Origin of the sequence: Paenibacillus sp. FSL H8-0282, assembly GCF_037963825.1 — a bacterium.
GTDB classification, from domain to species: domain Bacteria; phylum Bacillota; class Bacilli; order Paenibacillales; family Paenibacillaceae; genus Paenibacillus_AQ; species Paenibacillus_AQ odorifer.
In genome coordinates, this window is the sequence record NZ_CP150146.1 from 6108481 (window position 1) to 6123743 (window position 15263).

14 protein-coding genes are annotated in these 15263 nt (G+C 44.8%); 4 read left to right on the top strand and 10 right to left on the bottom strand.

The window, feature by feature from the left end:
* Positions 1-88: 88 nt before the first annotated feature.
* The 6 genes from NST94_RS26445 to NST94_RS26470 form a co-directional block, all read right to left on the bottom strand.
* Positions 89-1549 (bottom strand): CdaR family protein, encoded by a 1461-nt coding sequence (locus tag NST94_RS26445; RefSeq protein ID WP_339281456.1) that lies wholly within the window; start codon positions 1547-1549, stop codon positions 89-91.
* The gene (gene cdaA / locus NST94_RS26450; protein WP_036681290.1) at positions 1542-2372 is read right to left on the bottom strand and encodes a diadenylate cyclase CdaA; all 831 of its coding nucleotides are present in this window, start codon (positions 2370-2372) and stop codon (positions 1542-1544) included. The genes NST94_RS26445 and cdaA overlap by 8 nt, the downstream gene beginning before the upstream one ends.
* A 214-nt stretch (positions 2373-2586) precedes the next feature.
* The gene (locus NST94_RS26455) at positions 2587-3201 is read right to left on the bottom strand and encodes a zf-HC2 domain-containing protein (protein ID WP_036681404.1); all 615 of its coding nucleotides are present in this window, start codon (positions 3199-3201) and stop codon (positions 2587-2589) included.
* 121 nt (positions 3202-3322) lie between these two features.
* On the bottom strand, positions 3323-3889 hold the full coding sequence (sigW, locus tag NST94_RS26460) for an RNA polymerase sigma factor SigW (RefSeq protein ID WP_036681288.1): 567 nt from the start codon (positions 3887-3889) through the stop codon (positions 3323-3325).
* Between the two features lie 513 nt (positions 3890-4402).
* Positions 4403-7195, bottom strand: coding sequence for a phosphoenolpyruvate carboxylase (gene ppc, locus NST94_RS26465; protein ID WP_038573414.1), 2793 nt, complete (start codon positions 7193-7195; stop codon positions 4403-4405).
* A gap of 234 nt (positions 7196-7429) precedes the next feature.
* Positions 7430-8323 carry a LysR family transcriptional regulator gene (locus NST94_RS26470; RefSeq protein ID WP_076129777.1) on the bottom strand — a complete coding sequence of 298 codons (894 nt, stop codon included), beginning with the start codon at positions 8321-8323 and terminating at the stop codon, positions 7430-7432.
* Between the two features lie 165 nt (positions 8324-8488).
* Here NST94_RS26470 and NST94_RS26475 point away from each other — a divergent pair, with 165 nt between their 5' ends.
* From NST94_RS26475 to NST94_RS26490, 4 genes are all read left to right on the top strand, one after another.
* Entirely contained in the window at positions 8489-9457 is a 969-nt protein-coding gene (locus NST94_RS26475; RefSeq protein WP_339281457.1) for an ABC transporter ATP-binding protein, read from the top strand.
* 90 nt (positions 9458-9547) lie between these two features.
* Complete coding sequence (locus NST94_RS26480; RefSeq protein ID WP_038574896.1) at positions 9548-10627, top strand: ABC transporter substrate-binding protein; 1080 nt, start codon at positions 9548-9550, stop codon at positions 10625-10627.
* A 5-nt stretch (positions 10628-10632) separates the two neighbouring features.
* Positions 10633-12312: an iron ABC transporter permease gene (locus tag NST94_RS26485; RefSeq protein ID WP_076129775.1), complete on the top strand. Its 1680-nt coding sequence runs from the start codon at positions 10633-10635 to the stop codon at positions 12310-12312.
* Positions 12309-13619: an MBL fold metallo-hydrolase gene (locus NST94_RS26490; RefSeq protein ID WP_339281458.1), complete on the top strand. Its 1311-nt coding sequence runs from the start codon at positions 12309-12311 to the stop codon at positions 13617-13619. Before NST94_RS26485 ends, NST94_RS26490 begins: the two co-directional genes overlap by 4 nt.
* Before the next feature lie 103 nt (positions 13620-13722).
* Here the strand turns inward: NST94_RS26490 and NST94_RS26495 are convergent, their stop codons facing one another.
* From NST94_RS26495 to NST94_RS26510, 4 genes are read right to left on the bottom strand one after another with little or no spacing between them, the layout of a single operon-like run.
* Positions 13723-14004 carry a holin gene (locus NST94_RS26495; protein ID WP_076220613.1) on the bottom strand — a complete coding sequence of 94 codons (282 nt, stop codon included), beginning with the start codon at positions 14002-14004 and terminating at the stop codon, positions 13723-13725.
* Between the two features lie 12 nt (positions 14005-14016).
* Positions 14017-14709 (bottom strand): M15 family metallopeptidase, encoded by a 693-nt coding sequence (locus tag NST94_RS26500; protein WP_339281459.1) that lies wholly within the window; start codon positions 14707-14709, stop codon positions 14017-14019.
* Positions 14681-15094, bottom strand: coding sequence for a hypothetical protein (locus tag NST94_RS26505; protein ID WP_339281460.1), 414 nt, complete (start codon positions 15092-15094; stop codon positions 14681-14683). The genes NST94_RS26500 and NST94_RS26505 overlap by 29 nt, the downstream gene beginning before the upstream one ends.
* A complete protein-coding gene (locus tag NST94_RS26510) occupies positions 15063-15263 on the bottom strand; it encodes a hypothetical protein (protein ID WP_036681274.1) in 201 nt (66 codons plus the stop codon). Before NST94_RS26510 ends, NST94_RS26505 begins: the two co-directional genes overlap by 32 nt.

The following is a 15263-nucleotide window of genomic DNA, read 5'->3' on the forward strand; positions in this document are numbered from 1 at the left end:
TATTTTTCTCCTTTGAATACGCTACGTTAGCTTAATGTACTATCATATGAATTGCATACTATTTTGGTGTACCTCTGGGCTCAAAAGATTACGTCCCACCTGTACTTACAGGATTCTCGGAATTCGTACTTGTGTTAGCTGTGCCGTTATTCTCCGGATTGCTATCCGTCGGGACAGGCGTTGGTGTTGCTCCACCAGCCTCTCCACTATGCGTGGGCTTCTCCGTAGGTTCCACATCGCCTATAACAGGTTCAGAACTCGGCTCAGGAGTAGTCACACCCCCCGTATCTGGATGAGGCGTAGGGACTGGTGCTGCAGGCGATAGCAGCTGCACGGTCACAGTAAGTGGCACCCCTGCATTGGCTAATGCGATGAACTTGGGTAATGATACCCGCAAAGAAACCTCGTGAGTTCCAGCTGAAAGTCCGCTAACATCAGCCACAACCCCTATATTTTTCTTATCAAGTTGATCAAGTAAAGCAGGTGCACCCTTTAAGGTAAGCGCAATTTCCTTGCTTGAAGGATTAACAATACTTCCTTCCAAATCATCCCCCACGCCTTGGAGCTTGATGGGTACCGCCTCAATCGTCCGCTCAGCAATTTCTGAGATGGTTAATGAAACATTCACAGCTTCTGGCATAACTTTCTCCGTTCCAGCCAGTGCCTTCAGATCAACCTTCACTTGTTTCGTCCCCGCAGAATCTATTGCACTAAGGTCGACTGTAGCTTCATAAGCAGATAAAGCTTTTAAAGCCTCTGCTTGTCCATACACTACGACCGTTTCCTGCTCAGGGGTCACTTTGGATAATACGAGTGAATCTGGAAGTTGCCCAGTAAAGCCAATCTCCAGCGGCACACTCTTAAAAGGTAAGGTAATCGGCAATTCCACAGATACAGTAGAAGGTTCAATTACAGCATTTTTAATTTCATTTCCATTATTATCATAAGCGTGTAGCTTCAGTTTTTTTTCTACAAAGGTTTCGTTCTCACCGTTAAGCTCAATAGTCCCTTGTATCTTGGCTACCTTGCTTAGTTCATTATCGGCAAGTGTCACTTTTACAGTATCTGTAGGCTGCAAGACAGGCGTGCCTATTTGATAGCCCGCTGCAGGTTTTCCCTTTGTAACCAATGTTATGGGAAAAGACTTCGTGTTTCGCGGTTCTACATGTACAGTAACCTCTTTAGGATTCATTCTTACCAGAGATACACCTTTGGGTAGTTTATAGTAAAGTGGCAACGTGGTGTCTCCAGGTTCAACCTTACTCAGATCAAGCATCACTTTATAGTCATCCGAGAACTGAAAGGAGATATCGGAATTTTTACCCGCTACCTCCAGACTGACACTATCGACAGCCAAGGGTTCAAGGACATATTTGTCCTCGTCAAGGCCGGTCACTTCAATCTTCACATTCTCAATAGTTTTTGTTTTAATATCCACTGTTGTCTGTCCAGAAGGCGCAGTATCGACATGAACCATCGTAAACAAAATGATCCCAAACACAAGGGCCAGAATCTTATTGAAATTGTTATTGTTCATCCACTTATCCATGATTCTTGTCCCCCTTCCGTTTCCAGAAAGTTGAACCCTTCTCCTTCAGCGATGAGCTTACACTAAGCTCTTGATGGAGCTTCGATATCATGGATTCTTCCTTAATGTCTCTAACGATCTGGCCATTTATGGCAAGGGAAATCTGCCCTGTCTCCTCCGAGACAATGACAGACACCGAGTCTGCAACCTCACTTATTCCTATAGCAGCCCGATGCCGGGTTCCCAGTTCTTTGCTGATAAAAGGATTCTCGGACAAAGGCAAGTAACAAGCAGCCGCAGCAATCTGATTTCCCTGCATAATAAGGGCTCCGTCATGCAAAGGTGTATTGGGAATGAAGATGTTAATAAGCAATTCGGAGCTGACCAGGGAACGCATGGGTATACCTGACTCTGTATATTCGTTTAGCCCCGTCTCCCGCTCAAAAACGATTAACGCCCCTATTTTTCTGCGAGATAAATAATTCACGGCTTTAATCACTTCGCCGATTAACTTACTGATCTCTTCGTCACTTTCTCCAGCCCGTCCGAAAAATCTGCCCCGTCCAAGCTGCTCCAGTCCCCTTCGTAGTTCCGGCTGAAAAATGATAAAGACAGCTAAGACCCCGAAAGTAAACATTTGATTCATTAGCCATTTAAGTGTATACAAGTCCAAGATTGTGCTTACCGCCCAAATCAAGACCAGAACCAGTATCCCTTTTAAAAGCTGAATCGCCCGCGTCCCGCGTACCATATTAAGCACTTTATAAATAATGTAACTGACGATTAGGATATCAATTATATCTTTAATGGAATCTTTCCATGTTAGCTCAGTAAAATAACTCATTGCCTAAAACCCCCGTCATTTCAAATTAGCTGGGTTTATGTAAAATGTCTGTTAGCTCTGTATCATATCTAGGTTATAACGTTCGGGCTTCAGTTGCAAGTTTAGTCCCTCAATCCTTTCCGAAACCACCCAATTTAAGGAAACAAAAAAGCGCCATCTTTCCGGAAAAAGAGGCGCTAATTAATATTCCTGCTCAAGGTAACCACTGCCCGCATTAACGGTAGGCAACTTCAGAGAACATGTTCGTCACTTTATACCAGAACCAGCTTACTGCCTGGTCTATGCTTTTGACTTGCCCAGAAATATGAGCTGTTGAAGCCTGATATAGAGATCCGTCAATGACTGTCACGTTGCCGTTCACTTCTCCATATACCTGTGCTTTACCGTTCTCTATGGTAAGGTCCCCGGTAATTATTTTGCCGGAAGGTACAATTACAGTATCCCCTTTGATGACCACTTGATCCAAATCAACACCTCTAACTACAAGTTGTCGGTCTGGACTCCAAAAAGTTACGGTGCTCATCAGCATAACGACAAGGAATAGAGATGCCGCTGTAAGTGCAGGGTGTCTCTTGATCCAGGTAATAAAGGCTTTTTCTTTCTTAGTCTTTGGCAATGAACTCATTATCCGGCTCACAAGATCATCTGAAGCTACAGGATTCTGATGCATTAGGGAGAACATCAACATATCTGTCTGTTCCAATTCTTTAAACTTTGCACGGCAATCTGGACAGGATAGAAGATGCTCCTTCAATTCCCTCTGCTGCTGTTCGGGCAAGTCGTCATCCAAGTAGTCATGCATCATAGAGACGGCCAGTTTGCATTCCATAGGAGCCAATCCTTTCATGAGTGCTATTTAATTATCCTAAGACAAAGGGTCAGGACACATAAGACTTGCTTAACTTACATACGTCGCTCTCGAAAAGATGTTTCATAAATAAAATCTATTTTTACATTTTTGGGCCTAATTTTTTACGCAAAAATTCACGGCCTCGATGTACACGCGTCTTAATCGTGGTCACGGGCATATCCAGGACATCACTAATCTCCTGAAGGGACAGATCCTGCAGGTATCTCAGAATCATCACCGACCTGTATTTCACAGGCAGACTGTCAATCGCTTCATAGATTAGTCCCTGCGTCTCAGAGAGCAATAGTTCGGTCTCAGGTGTCACATTGTCGCTTGGAATCAATGAATAGCCATCAAGGCCCTCCTGATCGTTCATTTCAGCATCCAGCGAATAGGTTGGTTTTCGTTTACGCAATCTATCAATACAGAGGTTCGTTCCAATCCGGTAAATCCATGTGGAGAACTTCTGTTTATCATCATAACGATCCAAATTCCTATACACACGCAAAAAGGTCTCCTGAACAATATCCTCCGCCTCATGGCGATTGTTCAACATCCTGTAAGCTAGATGATATATTTTGTCTTTATATAGTTCCACAAGCTCGGCAAATGCCCTTTGGTCGCCCTTCAAGGCGAGCTTTGTCAATCTGCCTTCCAAATTCTCCACCTGTTAACTCCCCCAGACTTGCCGCCCTTGGTATTTCTTCGCAAATATCCACGGTACAAGCAATTAAATCGTAATTCAAGTTTGTGTAAAAATCAAGGATTGTATTGTAACCTTCTATGTAAACTGAGTTAAAAACTGGACAAGTTGGTATAGGCGATTAAGTGCAGCTCCGAGAAATATTTGGACTTTCGGTCGCTGTTATCCTCTGATTTCCTGATTAGAAACCGCATATAGCGGTCGAAATCTGAGGATAAAGGCGAACGCTGGCGCTCCTACAGTTCCAAATATTCTCTACGCTGCTCCATCACCGAAGTAATAAGTGCCACGTTATTTACCTACGTTTACAACTCGGTTACTTGGGTAGGGCAATAAAGAACTATCGGGTATGACTCTCCAATATTTAGGAACAAGTAATGTTCACAGCAGCAATATACAGTTTATGATCACAACAACTTGTATTAGGCAAAAAAAGTCCGCCCCAAATAGGGCGGACTTTTTGTTGTTAAGACTATATCAGCCGGTATTCCGAAGACCGGCGGCAATGCCGTTGATGGTAAGCAATACTTCGCGAAGCAGCTCGCTATCATCTCCATCAATTTCACGGAGCGCTCTAAGCTCAGATAGCAATTGAACCTGCAGGTAGCTAAGCGGATCAACGTATGGATTGCGGAGTCTGATCGACTCTTGAATCACAGGAACGTTATCCAGAATATCCTGCTGGCCTGTAATCTTCAGGATTAGCTCAGAAGTCAGATTAAATTCATCTTCAATCTGGCCAAAGATCCGTTGACGTGCTTCCTCGTTCTTGCCCATGCTGGCGTATTCCTTAGCAATGATCAAGTCCGCTTTTGAAATAGCCATTTGCAGCGTATCTATCAGTGTAGTAAAGAATGAGAAGTTCTCATACATATGTTGCATTATCTTCAGATTCTCTTCCTTACCCTCATAGAAACTCTGCAGTCCGGTTCCAGCAGCGTACCAGGCTGGGAGCAAATAACGGCTTTGTGTCCATGCAAATACCCAAGGAATTGCACGCAAATCTTCAAAACGGTCGCTGTTCTTCCGTTTGGAAGGACGGGAACCGATATTAAGCTCTCCAACCTCAGGCAGAGGTGTTGATTCTTTGAAATAAGTCAGGAAATCCGGATCACGGAAGATCAAATCCTGATACTTGTTCAGCGAGACCTCAGAAATACGGGCAACAATCTCTTCCCATTTCTCTTCATAAAGATCCGCTTGTGGCACTCTCGCACTAATTGCTGCTGTTACAAGCGCAGATGTCGCTTGCTCCAGACTGCGGTAAGCAATCCCTTGCATGGAGTAACGGGAGGAGATTACTTCTCCCTGCTCGGTAATCTTAATCCCGCCGCCAATTGTCGAAGCAGGCTGAGCAAGAATACTGCGGTTAAGTGGCATACCCCCGCGGCCGAGCGCTCCACCACGACCATGGAAGAACTTCAGCTTGATTCCGAACTTATCCGCTGTCGCTGTAATTTCTTTTAGGGCAACACGCAGTTCCCAGTTAGCAGTAACCACGCCGCCATCTTTATTACTATCTGAATATCCAAGCATGATTTCCTGCAAATCATTCATTGCTCTTACCGCATCACGGTAGATCGGCATATTGAGCAGTGTGTTCATAATTTGCGGTGCTTCATGCAAGTCATCAATCGTTTCAAAAAGTGGCACAGCTTGCAGGGTACATACAACTGTACCGTCGTTATCCTTGCGGAATAGTCCTACCTCTTTGGCGAAGACCATAACCTCCAGAATGTCACTCGCAGCTTCAGCCATACTGATCAGATAACTGGTGATACATTGTTTGCCGTACTCTTCCTGCGATGCGAAAATCGTCCGGTAAACAGCCAGACACTCCTCTGTACTTTCAGTATACGTCTGGTAAGAAGAGGTCAACGGACGTGGATCATTCAGCAATTTCTCCAGCAGATCAATCTTCTCAATCTCCGTCAATTTAGAGTAATCCGGCGAAATGTTCATCTTCGCCAAAATTTCTGTCATGGCATTCTCATGTTCTTGACTGTGTTGACGCACGTCAAGAGTTGCCGTATGGAATCCGAACAGCTCCACTTGGCGGATTAGCTTTTTAATATAAGTATCGGCCACATAGTCGGCGTAGTGATGCCGTAGACTGCGGTCAATGACATTTAAATCATCTATGAACTCCTCAGGTGTAGCATAACGCTCAGGAGTATCTTTTTTCTCATCATCCAAAACATTTTGTGTCTTAGAGATCATGTAGCTAAGTTTAATACGGTAAGGTTCATTGTCATTGCGCCATTCTTCCATCTTGCCTAGGTTAATGATCTGACGATCAGCTTCGATGGATTCTACGAGCTCAGGCGTCACTTTAACAATACTTGTGCTAAAGCTTAGATATTTCATGAGTTCACGCATAATACGCTGATATTCACGAATGGCCAGCTTACGCTGCATGCGTAAAGTCTGCGCAGTGACTGTTGAGGTTACCGATGGGTTACCATCACGGTCTCCGCCAATCCATGATCCAAAACGCAAGTAGGTTGGCACATGCCAATTCTGTCCTGGATAATATTTGCTCAGACAGCGTTCAAGCTCTTGATACACGTCGGGCAATACATGGAAAATCGTCTCATGGAAATAATACATTCCATTACGCACTTCATCGAGTACTGTAGGCTTGCGGTCACGCAGCTCATCCGTTTGCCAAAGCGTAATCACTTCATTCAATAACTTCTCGCGAAGCTGTTCACGTTCACGGAAAGTTAAGGTAGGGTTATCAAGACCCATAACATCATCGGATATCCGTTTATGAATATCGAGAATCGCACGGCGCATAGCTTCCGTTGGATGTGCCGTCATTACAAGTTCCAGAGACAATCCTTCAATAATCTCGTTGACTTCCTCATGAGAGAAATCACGTTCACGAAGCTCTTGAATAGCGCTTTCTATAGAACCGGGTTGTACTGTCTCCCCAGCTGAACGTTCATAGTCACGTTTACGGCGAATCCGGTGGTTCTGTTCGGCAATATTCACCAATTGAAAATAAATGGCGAACGCTCTTATTACCTGATGACGGTTCTCCGGATCCAAAGAATTGATTAACTCCTTAAATTCACTATGCAGTTCAGGTAAAAATAGTGAGCGTAGCGATTTACTGGTCTCGCGGATCTTCTCCACGATCTCTAGCAGTTCGTTACCGCCTTGGTGAACCAAGACCTCTCCTAAAATGTTCCCCAAGAACCGTACGTCCCGTCGCAGCAGATTGTTAGAGTTGCTTTTGCTGACGGTAGTCGTAAGTTCGGTCATGCTGCTCCCCCCATTCTCTTCCGGATCAATGTGTTAAGTTTGTCTGTCTAAATATCGTCTATTAAAGCTTCCTCATATCATACAATAAAACCGTTTGAAAATCTGCAACTTTTTTGTGCTGTAAAGCGACACAGCACCTAAGATTATACACCAATTTCTGAATTTATACAGTCCTTATATTTTATGTATTCTTTCATATATATAATGGCTCTATCGTATATTCTCTATGTATGCTTATATTCGGATTGTGCGGAGCTGATCAATGAACAGTCCAATTAAAGGAGAATAATGGCGATCACGGTTATACGAATAATAAATATGTCTTTCAAAATTATAATCCGGAATGGCTCGCATTAGCAATCTTCCTCTGGCTACCTCGTCCTCCACAGCAAGGCGTGAAATAAATGAAACATGTTGTCCACTCATGAGCGATTGCTTAATTGCCTCCAGTGAATCGAGCAAAATATGCGGTTTTGATTCTTTTCCCTCTCGTTCAAACCATTTATCCGTCAACTGGCGTGTGCTTGATTCCTTGTCATGTAAAATAAAGCTCGCTGAAGCAATCATCGCTGAGTTTAAATTAGAAAATCCGGCAAAATCATGTGTAGGTGCAAAAACAAGGACAAGCTCATCCTCACATAAGGCTTGAGTATGCAGATCAGGCAGATAAAAAGATTCCGTAGACAAAATACCAAGATCAATCTCATGACTGGCAAGCATTTCTTTGATCACCGGTGAAGGCTTAACCGATAAAGAAATGGTAATCCCCGGATGCTGTTCGCCAAACTGCCCCAATATTTGTGGAAGAATATAAGTAGCTGGAACATAACTGGCGCCAATTTTCAGTGTCCCCCGACCTGCCTGACTGAACTCTTTTACCACCCGCTCCGCTTCCGCAGCAAGCGCATTGATTTTGATCGCATAATGAAGAAAAGCTTTGCCACTCTCCGTAAGAATCATTTTATCCATTCTGGATTCAAATAACTTCTCCCCCAATTGCTGCTCTAAATTCTTCAAATGATACGTAACGGTGGGCTGCTTTAGTCCGAGTTTATCTGCTACCGTGGTAATTTTTTTATGTTTATTCAGCAGTTCTACAATTTCCAGCTTCATTAGATTAAGGTTCATTCTCTTCCACTCCCTCGCCTTTTCCTAAACGGTAACATAGAAGAATTCTATGAATGTTAAAATAAATCGGCAAAAAAGTTAATATCACAGTTACATTCAGCAAATATAGCGGGAATTCTTTACCTTTACACTAAGAACAAGCTTAAGAACAGGCAGGTAGATAGAATGAAGGAAATTACAATCCACAGATTGGAAAAGAAATTCGGAGATGTGCATGCCTTGAAAGCTGCAGATCTGAAGATTCCCGCTGGAAGCTTTACGACATTACTCGGTCCTTCAGGTTGTGGAAAGACGACACTACTCCGTCTGATTGCTGGGCTGGAAACACCGGATGCAGGAGAAATTCTGATCGATGATGAGTTTATTTTTTCAGGCAGCAAAAGAATTAGCCACCCCATTCATCGCCGTAACTTTGGCATGGTTTTTCAAGATTTCGCCCTCTGGCCGCATCTGACTGTGTTCGAGAATGTAGCCTTCGGACTTCGAGCTTCCAAACAAAAAAAGAATTTACGGGTTCGGGTACAGGAGGCGCTTCGATCGGTCAAGCTGGAGGGGTTGGAGCTGCGTTTTCCACATCAGCTGTCCGGTGGACAACAGCAGCGGGTTGCTTTTGCCAGAGCCGTAGTCATGCGCCCTCAGCTTGTATTATTCGATGAACCATTAAGTGCGCTGGATGCGGTCTTGCGAGATGAAATGAGGCTGGAGTTAATCTCCTTGGTGAAAAACATGGGCATTACAGCCCTGTATGTGACGCATGATCAAACCGAAGCGATGTCTATGTCAGATGAAGTAGTTGTAATGCAAGGTGGTACTATTTTACAAAGTGGATCTCCTGAGGACATTTATCGTAAACCGAGTCATCCTTTTGTAGCCCACTTTATTGGTAAATCCAACTGGATCGTTCCGGATAAACAGATGCTGCGTCCAGAACATTTACGCTGGTCTCAGGAGAATGCTTCCTCTCTTCCTTTTACAGGGACTATTCAGCATGTGAGTTATATGGGGGATCGCTATGAGATCATTCTGGACATGGAGCACAATGGGACTTGGACCGCTTATCATGATCGGCGCCTACCTGTAGGGGAAAAGATTCAGCTGTACGCTTCAGAGCACCAAATCCATCATCTGAATTAAGCGTCCACTGCATGGAATGGCTCTATATGATGCTGTTCCATGCAGCAAGATGCACACAACAATATTAGGGAGGCAATTACATTGAATCAAATGAAAAAGACAAAAGGGTTAAGTTCACTTCTTCTAACAACTGCACTTGGTATTACTTTAATGGGCTGCGGCTCCTCGAACACCCCTGCGGCTAACGCAAGCAACAACCAAACCGATACTGCGGCGGCGACGCAAACTGAAGCCCCACAACCAACAGAAAAGACACTAAGCGGCAATCTTGTCGTTTACAGTGCAGGCCCTGAAGGCTTAGCTAATAAAATCAAAGACGGCTTTGAAGCCAAAACTGGCGTTAAGGTTGAAATGTTCCAAGGCACTACAGGAAAAATACTTGCCCGCATGGAAGCAGAAAAATCCAATCCGGTCGTTGATGTTGTTGTCCTCGCCTCTCTTCCGTCCATGCAAGGAATGAAAAACGACGGATTATTACTTCCATATAAAGAAGCGATTAATGCAGACAAGCTGGTTAGCGATTGGTCAGATATAGATGAAGGTAACTATTTCAGTTACAGTGCATCCGCACTCGGTATTGTCTACAATACCAAAAAAGTAAGCTCACCGCCGACCTCCTGGGATGACCTCAGCAAAGCGGAATGGAAGGGTGCAGTCAATATCCCCGATCCTTCACTTTCCGGCTCGGCTCTTGATTTCATGACTGGGTATTTAAGTGCTAAGGGGGACAGTGGCTGGGATCTTTTTAAACAATATAAAAGCAATGAAGTAGCTATGGCAGGCGCCAATCAAGAGGCACTTGATCCGGTGATTACCGGTGCTAAATCCGTCGTTGCTGCTGGCGTAGATTACATGGCTTATAAAGCAAAAGCTGACGGAGAACCTGTAGATATCGTCTATCCTGCTGAAGGAACAGTGATCAGCCCCCGCCCAGCTGCGATCATTAAGACAAGCCCGAATGTAGATAACGCCAAGGCTTTTATCGACTACCTTCTCTCCGATGAAGCGCAAGCCCTTGTTGCCAAAGCCTATTTGCTGCCAGGCAGAACTGACGTGAAGGCAGAAAATCGTGCCAATCTTGAAGAAATCAAAACATTTGATGTGAATTGGGAATGGATGAATGAGCACAGCGATGAAGTTTCCTCGACCTTCACACAAATTTTTAAATAAGCGTAATGAATACTAACTCTTTGCGCTCATTTAAATGGGTGAGCGGTGGACTGGCTTTATTTATACTAACCGTGCTCGTGCTGCTGCCACTCCTGCTCATTTTCTGGACCAGTATTTATCCAGAGGGGCATCTTGACATAGCCGCACCACTACGAACCATTATGGCGAGCAATGACCTAGTAGAGGTGCTGCTGAATTCTATCGGGCTTGGGGTAAGCGTTATTCTGCTAACTACGTTGTTTGCGCTGCCTCTAGCCTGGATTATGGCAAAAACCGACTTAGGGCGCCACAACTGGCTGGATGTCGTGCTGTTAATTCCATTTATGACGCCGCCTTACATTGGTTCTATGGGCTGGATGTTGTTTATGCAGACGGGTGGGTATATGGAGCAGTTTCTTCCCTCCTCCTCCGTGTTGACACCGTATTTCTTTAGTTATGGGGGTATGGTGCTGATCATGAGCCTTCATCTGTTCCCTTTCTTGTATTTGCTGCTGCGCAATGCGCTTTTGCAGATCGGGGGCAATCTGGAGGAAGCAGCCTCGGTTCACGGCGCCCCCTTCTTTTACAGATTTAAAAGAGTGATTATTCCTTTACTGCTCTCTAGCTATGGGCTTGGAGCACTGCTCATCTTCGTCAAAACCATTGCTGAATTCGGTACCCCTGCGACCTTTGGCCGCAGGATCGGCTTTTACGTGCTGACCTCTGAGATCCATAAATATATCTCCAGTTGGCCGATTGATTTTGGTAAGGCTACTTCACTAGCCTCCTTGCTGCTCGGAGTTTGTCTTGTCATGTGGTACATCCAAACTATAATTAGCAGCCGCTACTCTTACCGTCTGATCGGTGGAAAAGGAACTCGTACTAAACGTTATAAGAGTACAGGAATCGTAGGGTTTCTTAGCTGGGGTTATGTTCTTCTAATGCTTCTGGCATCCATCGGCATTCCTTATTTCTCTATCATAACAGCCTCATTATTGAAGCTTCGGGGAGAAGGTGTATCCTGGAGCAATCTAACCTTAAAACATTATGCAGAGCTGTTATCCCCGGGTTCGCAAGGACTAGAGGCCTTATTAAATAGCTTCACATTAGCTATCGTTGCTTCCAGTATCGCTGTTATTCTCGGGACTTGGTTTGCCTTAACGGTAGGAAAAGGGGCTACATTCAAGCAGAAAATTACAGATTTATTCAGCTTGCTTCCTAATACAGTCCCTGGAATTGTAATTGTAGTAGGGCTAATTCTGCTGTGGAATGCCCGCTGGATGCCTATCCCGCTCTATAATACCTACTGGATGGTTGTACTGACTTATGTCGTACTTTTCCTTCCTTATACTGTTCAGTATGTAAAAGCAAGCTATGGGCAAATCGATTCCTCTCTGATGCAAGCGGGACAAGTATTCGGAGGTAGTAAGCTGTATGTGTTCCGCCGTATCCTGCTTCCCCTCATCCTTCCGGGGATGGTGGCTGGCTGGATGATGACCTTCACCATTTCCAATCGGGAACTGGTAGCCTCATTACTCATTCTTCCGCCTTCAATGCAGACCTCGGCAACATATATTTTCGCCCAGTTTGAACAAGGTGCGGTAGCGATGGGGATGGCCATGGCTGTAATTTCAGTAGGTATCACCACCATACTACTATTAGTCTTAGAATATTTAAGCCCAGATAGAAAGCGGAGACAACAATGAGCACACTAACGATTTGGGGAGGGGCCGGAGAGCATGGCCGTTCCTCCTATCTTTTGCAGGGCAAGGATTCACGAAATGGCATCCTGCTCGATTGTGGCGTAAAAAAAGAAGGCCCCGGTGAATACCCCCTACTTGATACGGATATTATTCCACATTTGCAGGCAGTATTTCTGTCTCATGCGCATGAGGATCATTCCATAGCGCTGCCCTTACTTTATAAACACGGATACAGAGGTAAGGTATGGACTACTAGATCTACCTCATTACAGCTTCCTGATTATTTCGAGGCCTGGGATAAATATGTGGCGGCTCAATCCGCCCCGCTCCCCTATGAGGAAACGGATAAAAAAGCTATTCAATTCATGTATTTAGAGGAGTATGTCTCCCCTCACACTTGGCTGACGCTTGCGCCTAACCTTCGAGTTCAATGGGGACGTAGCGGGCATTTAGCAGGTTCGGTTTGGTTGGCCCTAGAATGGGAGGGCAAGACTGTATTTTTCTCGGGGGATTATTCGGAGGAATCGCAGCTGCTCACGGCAGACACACCAGCAATTATGGAAGCCGAAGCTAAAAATGTGGCTGATCTGTCCATTATCGATGCCGCTTATGGGGCAGATCCTGATGAGCAGCTTGTAAAATTACAGCAATTAGAGATAGCCATCCACAACACCTTGCAAAAAGGGGGTTCTGTTCTCCTTCCCGTGCCTATCCATGGCAGAAGCCAGGAATTGATCGTATGGGCAAATGAATGTTTTCCAGATCATCAATTGATCGTTGAAGAAGCACTCGTCGCTCCTTTACGAGCATTAAGCGACAAGGTGGAATGGCTGAAAGAGGACGCTATTCAGCGCGTAAATGCGCTTTTTAACAGAAAAAACTTGTGTGTTGTATCTAATTCGGACGAACGCGCGAAGGCAATGTTGAATCTTAAGGGAGCTATCGTATTCACCAATGACGGGATGATGCAGTCGGCAAAAGCGCAAGAATACTTTCACCAGCTCTCTGTTTCTCCTGACAACCATGTGATTTTTACGGGACATTTAGCGGCGGGAAGCTTTGGACATCGTCTTGTTAAGCAAGCTATGATCGGAGAATCTAGCAGCGTACGCTGTACAGTCTCACTTATCCGCTATAAAGTCCATCAAGGCTTGCCGGACATTCGCAAAATGCTCCAAACGATTCCCAGCCACCGGACAGTGCTCGTCCATGCTCCCAAACCACATATCGACCAAGTAGCTTCTATATTAAAAGGAGAAGGTTTCACAGGACTATATTCTTTACAACCCGGCAGCACGCTTTCATTCTGAGACTTATTTATGTAATATCATGAGAAAAACAATGGGGCTCTTCCTTAGGTCTTTTTCAGACTTTTTGGAACAGCCCTTTTTATAATTCGTACCTATTATCCACTTACCCTTTCGTCGTGCCCGGGCGATCCTTAAAAGCTAGCTCAAACAACCCCGTCGCAGATAAACCTGCAAGACCCCCAGCCCAAAGGCGAAGCACTAAATCTAGTTCGGTAAAAGGATACGCTACTACGCCGATGAACAAACCTATCAATAGTCCGATAATCGGGACTGCATTACGCGGGATGTTGATACTATTTTTGACCAACTGAACCAGTGCCAGTACGAATACTGCTAATATAGAGGCGAATGCCATAACATCATCTAAAATTGTTCCATTTTCCATCCTTTTCCCTCCTTAGTGGCTACTTATAATCTCAACCGTTCGAGTCGCAGAATCATAACCTACCTGAGCACCCAGCGCTTCTGCAATAACACGTACAGGGACGTAGGTGATGCCTTTTTCAAGCACTCCATCTGCAACCTTAACCCCGTTAACCTTTACGACAGCAATAACATCACTCTTCAATTCTTCCTCCTCCTTCCGATTGATGACCTTATACGCTGACTCCACCGCAGATGTTGAGGGCTTTGTCCCTGCTCGTAACTGTGTGAGTGTTAACCCAAACGCCATTTGAAAATGGGGGTAATCCTTGAAGCTTGTCCAGTCGCCACCCCACTCGAAGCCCAGCCCTTTTGCCTCCTTCACAACCTCCTGCCAATCTGCGATCTGGTTGTTATTGCCGTCCCGGCACATATCCCATGACACACTCGATCCATTCGGCAGCAAAAGAACAAAATCTACGGCCAATCCAAAATTGTGATAGCTATACCCGCCTCGCGCATTGGTTACAATCGCTCCGGGCTTGGTGCGGCCTTGTGCATATAGAGCATCCTGCTCGGCAATTGTGCGAAGTCCCTGCGTAATGAGAATGGGGATGTTGAGTTTGTAACAGCGTTCGATTAGAGCAGTAGCAGCGGAACGGACTACGGGATGTAGGCCTGTTAGGCGTTGGGCTGATTTATTTTTCACCTGAGTTAATGTCAGCATGATGTTCCTCTTTTCTGTCTATCTTTTTCAGATAAATAAATTGGTCGTATTTCCCGGAACGTGTCAGTATCGCTAATATGATAATTCCACCAGTTGTACCGAATTGGGCAATAGCCCAGCTATAATGAAGCCAAGTCAGCCATGTTGCCATGTCCACTCCTAGTAATTCTGCCAAACGGAATAGTAGAACGATAAGCATATTGAATGTATAAGCCAATAAGAAAAAAAGCATAGCCAGCATAAAAACGCTGACCACACCTTTATGAAATCTTTCGTAAAAATATTGCCTGTGGCAATGAATAATGTATATTCCGCAGGCCGTAGTAGTGCCATATAGCACCAATAATAAAAAATCAATCATGTGCATCATGATCCCCTCGATCATAAACTAAATATTTGGCGAACCGGTTGCGATCAATCTCCTCCTGAATTTCCTGCGAGACATTTTTATAATGACTTATGGTCAGTGTAACGCTGGTAGAGGCTCTGCGGAGCTCCATCTCTTTATCAACATGCCGGGGGAGAAGCAGCCGCCGAATCCATTGTGACAGCAT

What these genes read in the sequence shown, in the direction of transcription:
- NST94_RS26455 (WP_036681404.1), bottom strand. Translation starts at nt 3,201, where the DNA reads ATGGAATGCAAACTGGCCGTCTCTATGATGCATGACTACTTGGATGAC.
- NST94_RS26480 (WP_038574896.1), top strand. Translation starts at nt 9,548, where the DNA reads ATGAAAAAGACAAAAGGGTTAAGTTCACTTCTTCTAACAACTGCACTT.
- NST94_RS26510 (WP_036681274.1), bottom strand. Translation starts at nt 15,263, where the DNA reads ATGCTGTCACAATGGATTCGGCGGCTGCTTCTCCCCCGGCATGTTGAT.
- NST94_RS26490 (WP_339281458.1), top strand. Translation starts at nt 12,309, where the DNA reads ATGAGCACACTAACGATTTGGGGAGGGGCCGGAGAGCATGGCCGTTCC.
- NST94_RS26445 (WP_339281456.1), bottom strand. Translation starts at nt 1,549, where the DNA reads ATGGATAAGTGGATGAACAATAACAATTTCAATAAGATTCTGGCCCTT.
- NST94_RS26505 (WP_339281460.1), bottom strand. Translation starts at nt 15,094, where the DNA reads ATGATCGAGGGGATCATGATGCACATGATTGATTTTTTATTATTGGTG.
- NST94_RS26485 (WP_076129775.1), top strand. Translation starts at nt 10,633, where the DNA reads ATGAATACTAACTCTTTGCGCTCATTTAAATGGGTGAGCGGTGGACTG.
- NST94_RS26475 (WP_339281457.1), top strand. Translation starts at nt 8,489, where the DNA reads ATGAAGGAAATTACAATCCACAGATTGGAAAAGAAATTCGGAGATGTG.
- cdaA (WP_036681290.1), bottom strand. Translation starts at nt 2,372, where the DNA reads ATGAGTTATTTTACTGAGCTAACATGGAAAGATTCCATTAAAGATATA.
- NST94_RS26495 (WP_076220613.1), bottom strand. Translation starts at nt 14,004, where the DNA reads ATGGAAAATGGAACAATTTTAGATGATGTTATGGCATTCGCCTCTATA.
- NST94_RS26470 (WP_076129777.1), bottom strand. Translation starts at nt 8,323, where the DNA reads ATGAACCTTAATCTAATGAAGCTGGAAATTGTAGAACTGCTGAATAAA.
- NST94_RS26500 (WP_339281459.1), bottom strand. Translation starts at nt 14,709, where the DNA reads ATGCTGACATTAACTCAGGTGAAAAATAAATCAGCCCAACGCCTAACA.
- ppc (WP_038573414.1), bottom strand. Translation starts at nt 7,195, where the DNA reads ATGACCGAACTTACGACTACCGTCAGCAAAAGCAACTCTAACAATCTG.